The sequence below is a fragment of the Faecalibacterium hominis (ex Afrizal et al. 2022) genome (assembly GCF_049545105.1).
GTDB classification, from domain to species: domain Bacteria; phylum Bacillota; class Clostridia; order Oscillospirales; family Ruminococcaceae; genus Faecalibacterium; species Faecalibacterium duncaniae.
In genome coordinates this window covers 48299-61367 of sequence record NZ_CP186860.1, presented here as the reverse complement: position 1 = coordinate 61367, position 13069 = coordinate 48299, and the positions used below count along the sequence as shown (strand labels likewise).

Sequence of the window (13069 nt, the reverse complement as noted above, 5' to 3'; positions counted from 1 at the left end):
CTTGGATAAAGGCAGCATTGCCTCTCCCTTTGGGAGAGGTGGCAGCGCGTAAGCGCTGACGGAGAGGGCGAGGATGTTACCCTTCCCCCTGCAAATACCTCCGGATCTCCTTCTCCGCCTCCTGCACCTCTTCATGGAACATGCGGGCAGAGACACGGAGGGCACCATGGCCCAGGATGATGACCTGCTCCATGCCATCGGAGGTGGCCACGCGGACGCGGCGGCCCTTGCCGATCTCATGGGTGACACGCTCGATGAACATATCGGCGGTCTCGGCTTCCCGGGTGTAGACCACATGGATATTGTGGTACTGCTCTATGCTGCCGGGGCTGCCCGGCACACGGTAGGCATCAAACACAAGGATGAGCACGCACTTCTTAAAGCCCTGATAGTTGCAGAGGATGTCCATCAGCCTGTGGCGGGCCGCTTCCAGGCTCTCTTTGGAGAGTGCGTTCAGCTCGTCCCATGCAAAGATGATGTTGTAGCCGTCCACCAGCAGGTATTCGGGCTGGATCTCCCACTGCTCGGCGTTGAAATCGGGGCGTTCCCGCTTCTGGGTGGGACGGAACGCCGCCAGCGGGTCCCGCTTGATGGGCCCATAGGTCTGTTCAAAGATCTTCAGCAGCTCAGCATCCTCTTCCAGGGTAGCGCGGTAGGCGGCCATCCGGCGGGGACGGGCCTGCACCGTTTCCTCGGTCTTTGCAGTCCTGCCCCAGCCGCTGTCCACATGCATGTGGCTGCGCACCTGCTCCCAGGGCACCACAAATCCGGCCCCGTGGGCGCAGAACACCGAATCCGCCGGGTTGTCGAGGTCGTGTTCCGGCTCATAGCCTGCGGCCTCGATGACCTCTGCTGCATTGTGGCAGGGGCGGTAACCGTCCAGCGTCAGGGTCAGGTGTCCCCTGCCCCGGGTGTAGCCCACCACCTCCATGGGGTAGCTGCGCATGGTGGAGGCCGGTGCAGTGCCGGTGAGCAGGGTGGTATCCCCGTCAGCGCCGGTCTCGGGCGGGTCAAAGCTGCCGCCCATGTTCTGGATATCGTTCATGGCGCGGCCCACGTTGTCAGAGGGCAGCTCCAGCCGGAAGGCATACCACGGCTCCAGCAGCTGGGTCTTGTGGATCTGGTCTGCCATCATCAGGCCCTGCCGGACGGCGCGGTAGGTCGCCTGCCGGAAGTCGCCGCCCTCGGTGTGCTTGAGGTGGGCGCGGCCCGCAATGAGGGTGATCTTCACATCGGTCAGGGGTGCCCCGATGAGCACGCCCAGATGCTGCTTTTCCTCAAGATGCGTCAGCACCAGCCGCTGCCAGTTCTTGTCCAGCACCTCTTCCCGGCAGTCGGCGGCAAACTGCATCCCGCTGCCCCGGGGCAGCGGCTCCAGCTTAAGGTGGACTTCCGCATAGTGGCGCAGGGGCTCGTAGTGGCCCACGCCCTCCATGGCTTCGGTGATGGTCTCCTTATGCAGGATGCCGCCGGGGCCGAAGCTGACCTCCAGCCCGTACCGCTCGGCCAGCAGGCTTTTCAGCACCTCCAGCTGGATCTCGCCCATCAGCTGGACATGGATCTCGCCCAAGGTCTCGTTCCAGACCACATGGAGCTGGGGCTCCTCCTCTTCCAGCCGATGGAGCTTTCCCAGCGCGGCGTGCACGTCTGCGCCCTCGGGCAGCAGCACCTGATAGCTCAGCACCGGCTCCAGCACCGGCAGGTCGCTGTCCCGTTCCGCCCCCAGACCCTCGCCCGGGCGGGCTTTGGTCAGGCCGGTAACGGCGCACACCTGGCCGGGGCCGATGCACTCCGCCAGCGTAAACTTTGCGCCGGAGTAGAGCCGCAGCTGGTTGGCCTTTTCGGCCCATGGCTCCCCATCGACCTCTCCGGTGAGCTGGGCTTTCACTTTGAGCGCGCCGCCGGTCACCCGCAGCCAGGTCAGGCGGTTTCCCTGCTCATCCTGGCTCACCTTGAACACCTTGGCCCCGAAGGCTTCCAGCGCAGGGGCCGGGCGGGTATAGCGGTCCAGGCCCTCCACCAGCGCATCCACACCCTGCAGCTTCAGGGCTGAGCCAAACCAGCAGGGAAACACATGCCGCCGGGCAATGGCAGGGATGAGATCGGTATCGGTCAGGATTCCCCGGTCCAGCATCGTCTCCATCAGCCGCTCATCGCAGAGAGCCAGCGCCTCGTCCCGGTCGGCCTGCTCTGCCCCGAAATCCACAAAGCCATCCCCCAACTGACGGTTCAGCTGGGTCAGGAGCGCTTCCCTGCCCGGGCCGGGCAGGTCCATCTTGTTCACGAACACAAAGGTGGGAATGCGGTACCGCCGCAGCAGCCGCCAGAGCGTCTCGGTATGGCTCTGCACGCCGTCGGTGCCGCTGATGACCAGCACCGCATAATCCAGCACCTGCAGTGTCCGCTCGGTCTCCGTGGAAAAATCCACATGGCCCGGGGTGTCCAGCAGGGTAAAATCGGTATTGCCCGCCGTGAAGAGGGCCTGCTTGGAGAAAATGGTAATGCCGCGCGCCTTTTCCAGCGCGTCGGTGTCCAGAAAGGCATCCTTATGGTCCACCCGGCCCAGCTTGCGGATGGTGCCGGTGCCGTAGAGCAGGGCTTCGGAAAGGGTGGTCTTGCCGCTGTCCACATGGGCCAGAATGCCGATGACCAGCTGCTTGTGCTCTTGTTCCATGCCGCGGCCCCCTTACAGTGTGCTGGCGATCAGCGCAGCAGCGACCAGCGGCAGGCCCAGCACCAGATTGGAGAGCAGGCTGCAATAGGTGCGCTCCTCGGGTTCCAGCTCCTCAAAGGAGACGATCTTCTCATCCGCATAGTCGATGATGGAGCGGGTGGAGTGGATCTTTTTCTGCCGCTTGCCCATCCCCTTGAATTCCTCCAGCAGATGGTGGATGGTCACGCCATCCAGCCGCAGATAGTCCACCCAGGCCCAGATGAGCAGCACCACGCCGCACAGAAAGCCCGGGGCCTCCCAGATGGTAAACGTGCCATCGCTGACATAGCGCTGCCACAGCAGCATCAGCACGGCCACAATGGAGGTGCGGGTCACGGTCTTATATAAAATGGGGTGGAACATGTAGCGTTTGTACATCGAGGTCAGTTTCTTCATGGTGCGCTCCTTATTGATACAGATACATTTTATTGTATCATGTTTTTGTGAAAAAAGATAGCTGTTTTGTGCGCACAGCGTGAACAGTTCCTTTCTTTCTCCTGTTCTTCACAGATATACAGTTCTTTCCATTTTATAGTAATTTTTTCCACATTCTTTTCCCATGAAAGTGTTTGTCACCGTTTTGTTTCCAATTCTATGCTGTGGCGGATTGACTTCTTTCCAGTAAAGTGCTAATATATACCGTGGTGCGGCTTTTGTCTTTCCTGTGCACTTTTTGGAAAGGCAGACAGCCTCACTGCGTTTAGGAAAAGGAAAAACGCGCGGCTCTGTCCGCGCAAGATCTGGGAGGATCATCCAATGAGCTTCAATTTTGATCGCCGCACCTTCCTGAAGGGTGCAGGTGCTGTGGGTGCCGCCAGCCTGCTGGCAGCCTGCGGCGAAAAGTCCAACAACACCGGCAATGGTGCTGCCGCCAGCGGCGCTGCTGCCCCCAACTCCACCGGCGCTACCCCCCTGAAGGAATTCATCTCCTTTGAGAGCGGCAACCGTGAGCTGGAAAGCTGGAACATGCTGTACACCCAGAAGGCTGAGGATGCCAATGTGGTCACCAACCTGTGGGACGGTCTGCTGAGCTTTGACTGCTACGGCAAGGTGGTGCCCGCCATCGCTTCCAGCTGGGAGCACAATGAGGATGCCACTGTCTGGACCTTCCACCTGCGGGACGACGTGGACTGGGTGGATTGCAACGGTGAGGTGAAGGCTCACCTGACCAGCAAGGACTTCCTGGTTGGTTTTGAATGGGTGATGAACGCCATCAAGAACGAGGCCAACAACACCTCCATGCCCAACGATACCATTGTGGGTGCTTACGAGTACTACGAGCTGACCAAGGAAGCCGGTGACGCTGCTGCTGACATGACCTACGAGGACATGCTGGCTGCCGGTGTGGGCATTGAGGCTCCGGATGATTACACTCTGGTGTTCACCTGCCCCAGCGCCTGCCCCTACTTTGATACCGTTGCCGCCTACAACAGCTTCTACCCCGTGGCTCCTGCTCTGATCGAGGAGCTGGGTGTCGATGGCTTCCGGAGCTGCGACAACACCACCATGTGGTACAACGGACCCTATGTGGTGGAGGAGTACATCCAGGGCAACACCAAGAGCTACATCCCCAACCCCAACTACTACGATGCTGCCAACGTCAGCCGCTTTGAGCGCTTCACTGTCACCATGATCAGCGACGGTTCCATCAGTCTGCAGCTGTATCAGAGCCGCGAGCTGGACGAGGTGGACCTGGGCGAGAGCAACATCACCACCATTCAGTCCGATCCTTCCAACGAGTACAATCAGCAGCTGTGCGAGAAGCGTGCCAAGAAGTTCAGCTACTGCTTCATCTTCAACTACGACAAGAAGAACACCGACGGCACCCCCGATGAGAACTGGAACAAGGCCATTGCCAACAAGGCCTTCCGTCAGTGCTTCTCCAAGGGCATGGTGCTGAACAAGTTCTTCGCCCGTTACAACCCCATCAATCCCCTGAAGTGCGAGAACGACTTCTTCACCATGAAGGGCCTGTGCTACACCTCGGACGGCACCGACTACACCAACCTGGTGGCCAAGGAGATGGGTCTGGACGGCGAGGCTTACGATGGCAAGACCATGAAGCGCCTGCGCGCCAACAACGGCGACATCACCGAGCTGAAGAAGCAGGCCATGGAAGAGCTGAGCGCCATTGGTGTCACCTTCCCTGTTCACTGCTCCTACTATATTCTGGCTGGCTCCACCTCCGCTCTGGACAGCGCAACCGTGCTGAAGCAGTGCTTCACCGACAGCTTCGGCGATGACTTCATCGTGCTGGATATCAACACCTTCGTGTCCTCCACCATGAAGGAAGTCGTGGCGCCCAAGCTGCAGAGCTTCGTCCACATGGGCTGGGGCGCTGACTTCGGCGATCCCATCAACTTCCTGACCCAGATCATCGTTCACGACGACAACGCTTACTACAGCTGCAACATGACCAACATCGCAGGGATTGTGAACAATGGCCCCGCCAGCTACCAGACCGAGCTGGTTGCAGCCTACGAGAAGTTCACCGATCTGGTGAACGAGGGCCGTGCCATCGTTGACGACACCGATGCGCGCTACGCTGCATTTGCCAAGGCCGAGGCTTACTTCCTGGACGAGAACCTGATCTTCCCCACCGTCTACGATATCACCTGGTGCCTGACTCACGTCAACGAGTACAGCAAGATCAACGCAATGTATGGTCCCTGCAACTACAAGGCTGTGAACTGGGAGACCAGCGAGGAGGCTTACACCACCGAACAGTACGATGCGTTTGCCGCCGCATTCGACGCAGCCACTCAGGCCTGATTGCGTGAATCAATAGCCAATCGCAAAAAGCAGAACCGGACGTTTTTGAAGCGTCCGGTTCTTTTTTCTCCCTGACAGCACAAAACCCCGCCGCGCGGGAAAGCTCCCAGTGCGGCGGGGTCATTGTGTTAAAATACAGGAAAGCGGTTCAGCTTACAGCTGGCTTTCATACTCCTTGCGGTAGCCTTCCAGCTCACGCTGGTTGCCATACACAAAGTGGCCGTTTGCGATCTCTTCCCAGACCGGCTTATCCACGCTGTAATCGTGGATCGAGGGGTCATAGACCAACAGCTTCTTGTGCTTTTCAAGGCTGGGGTCAGGGATGGGAACCGCGCTCAACAGGGCTTTGGTGTAGGGATGCAGCGGATGGAGGAACAGCTCCTCCGCCTCAGCCAGCTCCACGATGCGGCCCTTGCTGATAACAGCGATACGATCCGAGATGAACCGGACCACCGACAGGTCATGTGCAATGAACAGGTAGGTCAGGCCGCGGCTCTTCTTCATCTCGTTCAGCAGGTTCAGCACCTGTGCACGGATGGAGACATCCAGTGCAGAGATGGGCTCGTCGGCCACGATAAACTCCGGCTCCATGACCAGTGCACGGGCAATGCCGATGCGCTGGCGCTGGCCGCCTGAGAACTCGTGGGGGAAGCGGGAGGCAAACTCCGGCAGCAGGCCGACCTCATGCAGGGCGTTCATCACCTTTTCGTGCAGGTCTTCCTGATCCTTGTAGAGATGATGGTTCAGCAGGCCCTCAGCAATGATATATTCCACCTTGGCGCGCTCGTTCAGCGAAGCCATGGGGTCCTGGAAGATCATCTGGATCTTACGGATGACCTCCTTGTCCAGTTCCTTGGAGATCTTGCCGTTGATCTTCTGGCCCTTGAAGAAGATGTCGCCGCCGGAGGTCGGGTTGATGCGGCAGATGGCACGGCCAATGGTGGTCTTGCCGGAGCCGGACTCGCCGACCAGCGAGAAGGTCTCGCCCTTATAGATGTCAAAGTTGACATGATCGACAGCAACAAATTTCTTCTTACCGGAGCCAAAGGTGATCTGAAGGTCTTTCAGCTCAATCAGCTTTTCGCGTTCAGCCATTTAAGTTGGCGCCTCCCATCTTTCCCATTTTCTCACGCAGGTTCTGGATGGAGTGCGGACGCTCGATCTTGGGAGCGCGCGGGTCCAGATACCAGGTCTTTGCGGCGTGGGTCTCGGACACCTGGAAGAACGGAGGCTCTTGCACAAAGTCGATTGCCAGCGCATGCTTGTTGCGGGGCGCAAATGCGTCACCCTTGATCTCGTTGAACAGGTTCGGGGGAGTACCGTCCACGCTGGGCAGGGCCTCACCCTTGGTGCCCAGCTGCGGCAGAGCCTGCAGCAGAGCCCAGGTGTAGGGGTGCCATGCGTCGTAGAAAATCTCCTCCACAGTGCCATATTCCACGATCTGGCCGGCATACATCACGGCCACACGGTCTGCCACGTTTGCCACAACGCCCAGGTCATGGGTGATGTAGATAACGGACATGCCCAGCTCCTTCTGCAGGTCGCGGATCAGCTGCAGGATCTGTGCCTGAATGGTCACGTCCAGTGCAGTGGTGGGCTCGTCGCAGATCAGGACCTGCGGGCGGCAGGCCGCTGCAATGGCAATGACGACACGCTGACGCATACCGCCGGAGAACTCGTGGGGGTACTGCTCGTACCGACGCTCGGGGTCGGGGATACCCACCTTGCCCAGCATCTCGATGGCAGCCTTTTTGGCTTCCTCGCCCTTCAGACCCTGGTGATGCTCAATGCTCTCCTGGATCTGCTTGCCGATCTTCTTCAGCGGGTTCAGGCTGGTCATGGGGTCCTGCATGACCATGGCGATCTTCTTGCCGCGGACACCCAGCCAATCCTTCTCGGTGAACTTGGTCATATCGCGGCCTTCAAACATGATGGAGCCGCCGGTGATCTTACCGTTGGCATCCAGCATACCCACAAAGTTCTTGGTGAATACGGACTTGCCCGAGCCGGACTCGCCCACGATGGCAAGGGTCTCGCCTTCGTACAGGTCCAGCGAGCACTTGCGGATGGCGTTCAGCTTGCGGCCGCGCAGGCTAAAAGTGATCTCCACGTCTTTGGCAGAGATAATCGGTTGTCTATCCATTTACGTCTCTCTCCAATCTATCAAACGTGGTTGCGCGGATCAGCCGCATCCGACAAAGCGTTGCCCATGATATAGAAAGAAATGGAAATGATGGACACGATGGATGCAGGGAAAACCAGCAGGTACGGATAATCCAGGAAGAAGCCGCGCACCTTGCTCAGGATCAGGCCCAGAGAAGGCGTGTCGATGCCCAGGCCCAGGCCCAGGTAGGACAGCGTGGATTCCAGATTGATGGTGCCCGGGATGGACAGTGCCATACGCAGGATGATAACGGAGACCAGATACGGCAGGATGTTCTTGGTCAGCACGCGCCACAGCGGGGTGCCCAGGCAGCGGGACGCGAGGTTATACTCGCGGTCACGGAACATGAACACCATGTTGCGGACACGGCGTGCCATAGAAAGCCAGTTGATGGCGATCATGGAGATAGCCATGATCCAGAAGCTCTGGCCCACCATCAGGGCGATCAGGGTCATATAGATGATATAGGGCACGTTGTCGATCAGGTTGTACAGCTCCGTGAAGAAGCGGTCCAGACTGCGCACATAGCCCCAGATCAGGCCGAAGATCACGCCCACGATGCTCTCGCCCACGGCGACCACCAGAGCCAGACGGATGGAAACCTGGGTGGCATACCACACCTGGCACCAGTAGTCACGGCCCAGGTTGTCGGTACCGAACCAGTACTCACTGTTGGGCTTGATGAAAGCCTTGCTGGAATCAGAGATCAGGGTGGTGTAGTGATACTTGCCGATGCCCAGCGCAATGAAGGAGAACACCGTCAGCGCCAGGAACAGGATCAGGCAGAAGACAGCGACCTTCTGCTTGAGGAAGTTCTGGATGACAGAACCCCAATAGGAATAGTTGGAGTAGCCGATGCGTTCAGCTTCTTCCGGGGAATAATCCACAAAGTAGAACAGTTCTTCGGGCTTCTTGCCCTCAAAATCCGATGCCTTAGCCATCAGCGAGCCTCCTCCTTTCCGGTCAGAGTAATACGGGGGTCAACCACCATCATCAGCACATCGCCCAGGAACACGCCCACGATGCCCAGCACAGCGTAGAGGATGACCAGGGTCTGCACAACGTTCAGGTCATAGCGCTGGATGGCATCCGTCAGCAGGGGGCCCATGCCGGGAACGGAGAAGAACCGTTCCATCAGCAGGGAGCCGCCCACCGTCAGCAGGATGGACTGGGGGATATACTGCACCATGGGAACCATGGCGTTGCGCAGAACATGCTTGAACATGATCTCGCGGGAGCTCAGGCCCTTGACACGGGCCAGCTTGATATAGTCGCGGGTCAGCTCATCCACCATGTAGCGGCGGGTCCACAGGGCATAGCCTGCAATGGATGCCAGCGAAAGGCAGGTGATGGGCAGCACGCTGGAAGCACTCACATTGCGGGTGGAATACAGCGTGGGGAATCCCAGGTACTTGGAACCAAAGACCAGCACCAGAGAATACGACACCAGCGACGGGACCGCGTTGACGAACACGGTGTAGGCCGTGCCGATCCAGTCGAATACCTTGTCCTTGAATGCCGCCTGCAGGATGCCCATCAGCACACCGACCACCAGAGAGATGCCAGAGGCGATGAGGCCCAGACGCATGGAGACACCAAACTTTTTGCCAATGACCTTGACCACCGGGGCACCGTTCTGGATGCGGCGGGAAGTGCCGAAGTCCAGATGCAGCAGGTTGTTGTAGAACTTGACCAGCTGGGTGGGGATGGGATCGGTCAGGCCAGCAGCCTCCAGAGCGGCGGTCTTCTGCTGATCGGTAAACTTCATGAGCTGTTCCTCAGTGAAGTAGTAGTCCGTCGGCAGGCAGCGCATCATCAGGAAAACTGCTGTTGCGATCAGAAAGATTGTGACAAGCGACTGGAGCAGCCGCTTAACCGTGTATTTTAACATGTTATCGAACCCTTAACTTTTATTTCTACCCTTTCGGGCGGGGAAACGGGGAACTTAAGCCTTGGTAGCTGCGTCAAATGCAGCGGCGAACTCCTCGTACTGCTCGGTGGTGTAAGCCTCTTCGCTGGTCTCCCAGTTGACAGCCTTGTAGTTGCAGGGACCATACATAGCGTTGATCTTGCTGTACTCGTTGGCGTGGGTCAGAGTCCAGGAAACATCGAAGTTGCAGGGGCAGGCCAGAACGTTGTTCAGCATGCTGGCCTCAGCCTTTGCGAAGGCAGCGTAGCGGGCATCGGTATCATCAACGATGGCCTTTGCGGTGTTGACCAGATCGGTGAACTCCTCGTAGCAGGCCACCAGATCCTTCTGCCAGTCAGCGGGGCCGGCCTCCACGACCTTGGCGATGTTGGAGTAGTACCAGCTGTAGTAAGCGTTGTCGTCGTGCAGGATCTCCTGACCAACGAAGTTGACGGGATCGCCGAAGTCAGCGCCCCAGCCGTTGATGACGAAGCTCTGCAGCTGAGGATTACGGACTTCCTGGGTGATGGAAGAAACGTAGGTCTTGATGTCCAGCACGATGAAGTCATCGCCGAAGCTGTCGGTGAAGCACTGCTTCAGAACCGTTGCGGTATCCAGAGCGGTGGTGGAACCAGCGATGATGTGGTAAGCAGCGTGGACGGGGAAGGTGACGCCGATGGCGCTCAGCTCGTCCATGGCCTGCTTCTTCAGGTCAGCAATGTCGCCGTTGTTAGAACGCAGGCGGATCATGGTCTTGCCGTCGTAAGCCTCGCCGTCGAAGCCCATCTCCTTGGCCACCAGGGTGGTGTACTCCTGGCCCTGGGTGTTATAGCAGACACCCGGCATGGTGTAGTAGTCGTTCTCGCACTTCAGGGGGTTGATCTTGTTGGTACGGGCATAGTAGTTGGTCAGATTCAGGCCCTTGTAGAAGCACTGACGGAAGGCAGTGTTGGCAATTGCCTTGTTCCAGTTGTCGTCGGGGGTGCCGTCCTCGTTGTTCTTCTGGTAGTTGAAGTGCATCTGGTAGCTGTACTTCTTGGGACGCTTCTCACACAGCTGAGCATTGTACTCGCTGTTGGGATCGGCCTGGATGGTGGTCAGAGTGCTCTCGCCCACATCCATCTCGTCCAGCTCACGGTTCTGGTACAGCTGGAAGGTGACAGTGCCGTCGCTGATCATGGTGACGGTGAAGCGGTCGAAGCGGGACACCTCGTCAGCTGCATAGTAGTTGGGGTTGGGGATGTAGCTCTTGGTGTTCTGGCTGATGAACTCCTCCACCACATAGGGACCATTGTACCACATGTTGGTGTAATCGCAGGCACGGAAGCCCTCAATGCCCAGCTCGTTGATCAGATCCTCAGAGACGGGGTAGAAGCTGGTGTAGGCAGCAACGGTATCGAAGTAGGGGCAGGGATCCTTGCAGGTGAAGACCAGGGTGTAATCATCCGGAGCCTCAACGCCCACGCCTGCATCCAGCATATCCTGGTAGGTCAGGTCGGCAGCGGCATCGCCCATATCGCTGGTCTTCTGATAGTAATCAGCAGCACCGGTCAGGGTCTCGTTGGGCATGGAGGTGTTGTTGGCCTGGTTCTTGGCTGCGTTCAGCACCCACTCCAGACCCACGAGGAAGTCCTTGCTGGTCAGGTGAGCCTTGACCTCGCCGTTCACATCCACCCAGTCCACATCGTCGCGGAGGTTGAAGGTCCAAACAGAAGAGTCCTCATTGTGGCTCCACTCCTTGGCCACGGAAGGCACGGCCTTGCCGTAGCAGTCAAAGCTCAGCAGGCCTTCCCACAGGTTGGTGGTGACATTCATGTCGGAAGCCATCTGGCTGTACAGCATGTTCCAGCTCTCCAGCTCACGGTTGGTGCTCTCCCAGGAGATGAACTCCTTCAGCGGGGTAGCGCCGGTGGTGTTGGGAGCGCTGGTAGCACCAGAGGAAGCGGCGGTGGAGCTGCTGCCAGAGTTGCCGCCGCAGGCGGCCAGAATGCCGGCGGCACCAACGACACCGGAAGCCTTCAGAAAGCTGCGGCGGCTAATTGCATGAGACTCGTAGTTGTTGTTCATTGTGTTTTCCTCCCTATAATAATTCCGTGCTTCAGTGCATGGTGCAGGGCGGGATGTCCTGCTGTTTTCCCACTATTCTGCGGAGGTTTTTGAATCCTGTATTGCCAGGGAATACAAAAGAGCGCAGAAACAGACCCCTCTGTCTGCACCTGTGCTCCTCCCGCAAAACCTTAACACGTCATATATTGTACCATTGAAATAAAAAGATGTCAATGGAGCGCACACAGCTTTTTCTTCAAAAAGCAAAGTCTGCCGCGAAAAAACGATGAAATATATTTGCTTTTACATGGTAAAGCGTGCAGGAAATTTAACAGACAATGCTGCGGACAAAACAACCGGAATTGTTCTTGTCAAAAAGACACCGTATTTTCTGCTTTATATTCTAAAAGAGCAGGCGTTCCACGCTTTGCGAAGAGCTCCTGCTTTTGGAAAACCGAATTATTAAAACAAGTCACCGTGCCAGTGCGTTCTGGATCTTTGCAAAATCCTCCAGCGTCAGGGCCTCAGGACGGATGCGGGCATCGAAACCGGCGGCTTCAATGGCAGCGGTCACGGCATCCTTGGGCATCCCCAGGCCGCTGGCAATGGCATTGGCGGCAGTCTTGCGCCGCTGGCCAAAGGCCGCGCGCACAAGGGCAAAGTATCCCTCCTCGTCCTCCACCTGCACGGCGGGGGTGGGGCGGATCTCCATCCGCACCACAGCGCTGGTCACCTTGGGGGCCGGGTAAAAGCTGCCCGGGGCGGCGGTGAACATCATCTTAGAGGTCGCGTAATAGCTCACCGCACAGCTGATGGCGCTGGAGGCCCGGGTGCCCGGGGCGGCAGCCAGACGATCGGCTGCTTCCTTCTGCACCATCACGGTCAGGCTCTCGATGGGCAGGCGGTCACCCAGCAGCTTCATCACAATGGGGCTTGTAATATAGTAGGGCAGGTTGGCGCAGACTGCCACCGGCATCCCGGGGAACTCCTGCGCGATCAGGGCTTTCAGGTCCACCTTGAGCACATCCTGCAATACCAGCTTGAAATTGTCCACACCGGCCATGGTCTCGGCCAGCAGGGGCGGCAGGCGCTCATCCACTTCGATGGAGACTACCTTTGCTGCCCGCTTTGCCAGCTCCCGGGTCAGCACGCCGATGCCGGGGCCGATCTCGAGCACGCCGTAGCGCTTGTCCACGCCGCTGGCATCCACGATCTTGGGGGGCAGGCCGGGGTTGACGATGAAGTTCTGGCCAAAGCCCTTGGAGAGGGCAAAATCATATTTTTCGCACAGGGCGCGCACATAAGACAGGTCGGTCAGTTCGGGCATGGCTCTATCCTTTCTTTTCCAAAATAACCCTCTCAGTCTCGCTTCGCTCGCCAGCTCCCCCAAAGGGAGAGCTTTTGACAAAACCGCAAACTTTGCATGAATTGCCAAGACCTCGCCCTTCGGGAGAGGTGGCAGCGC

Annotated in this window: 9 protein-coding genes; 1 reads left to right on the top strand and 8 read right to left on the bottom strand. The window is 58.2% G+C overall.

The window, feature by feature from the left end:
* Positions 1 to 76 precede the first annotated feature (76 nt).
* Positions 77 to 2674: an NYN domain-containing protein gene (locus ACKXGA_RS00290; protein ID WP_423729812.1), complete on the bottom strand. Its 2598-nt coding sequence runs from the start codon at positions 2672 to 2674 to the stop codon at positions 77 to 79.
* 12 nt (positions 2675 to 2686) lie between these two features.
* The gene (locus ACKXGA_RS00285; protein WP_423729811.1) at positions 2687 to 3109 is read right to left on the bottom strand and encodes a hypothetical protein; all 423 of its coding nucleotides are present in this window, start codon (positions 3107 to 3109) and stop codon (positions 2687 to 2689) included.
* A gap of 360 nt (positions 3110 to 3469) precedes the next feature.
* Here ACKXGA_RS00285 and ACKXGA_RS00280 point away from each other — a divergent pair, with 360 nt between their 5' ends.
* On the top strand, positions 3470 to 5485 hold the full coding sequence (locus tag ACKXGA_RS00280; protein ID WP_423729810.1) for a peptide ABC transporter substrate-binding protein: 2016 nt from the start codon (positions 3470 to 3472) through the stop codon (positions 5483 to 5485).
* Between the two features lie 153 nt (positions 5486 to 5638).
* On the opposite strand, the gene ACKXGA_RS00275 is transcribed toward ACKXGA_RS00280, so the two are convergent.
* The 6 genes from ACKXGA_RS00275 to rsmA all read right to left on the bottom strand — a co-directional run bounded on the left by ACKXGA_RS00275 (position 5639) and on the right by rsmA (position 12931).
* The gene (locus ACKXGA_RS00275; RefSeq protein WP_005932252.1) at positions 5639 to 6580 is read right to left on the bottom strand and encodes an ATP-binding cassette domain-containing protein; all 942 of its coding nucleotides are present in this window, start codon (positions 6578 to 6580) and stop codon (positions 5639 to 5641) included.
* Positions 6573 to 7628: an ABC transporter ATP-binding protein gene (locus ACKXGA_RS00270; protein WP_423729809.1), complete on the bottom strand. Its 1056-nt coding sequence runs from the start codon at positions 7626 to 7628 to the stop codon at positions 6573 to 6575. Before ACKXGA_RS00270 ends, ACKXGA_RS00275 begins: the two co-directional genes overlap by 8 nt.
* Before the next feature lie 20 nt (positions 7629 to 7648).
* Entirely contained in the window at positions 7649 to 8590 is a 942-nt protein-coding gene (locus ACKXGA_RS00265) for an ABC transporter permease (protein WP_097770607.1), read from the bottom strand.
* Positions 8590 to 9540: an ABC transporter permease gene (locus ACKXGA_RS00260; RefSeq protein WP_156070707.1), complete on the bottom strand. Its 951-nt coding sequence runs from the start codon at positions 9538 to 9540 to the stop codon at positions 8590 to 8592. The genes ACKXGA_RS00265 and ACKXGA_RS00260 overlap by 1 nt, the downstream gene beginning before the upstream one ends.
* Before the next feature lie 54 nt (positions 9541 to 9594).
* The gene (locus ACKXGA_RS00255) at positions 9595 to 11625 is read right to left on the bottom strand and encodes a peptide ABC transporter substrate-binding protein (RefSeq protein WP_423729808.1); all 2031 of its coding nucleotides are present in this window, start codon (positions 11623 to 11625) and stop codon (positions 9595 to 9597) included.
* A 451-nt stretch (positions 11626 to 12076) separates the two neighbouring features.
* Positions 12077 to 12931 (bottom strand): 16S rRNA (adenine(1518)-N(6)/adenine(1519)-N(6))-dimethyltransferase RsmA, encoded by an 855-nt coding sequence (rsmA, locus tag ACKXGA_RS00250; protein ID WP_097770604.1) that lies wholly within the window; start codon positions 12929 to 12931, stop codon positions 12077 to 12079.
* Positions 12932 to 13069: the final 138 nt, after the last annotated feature.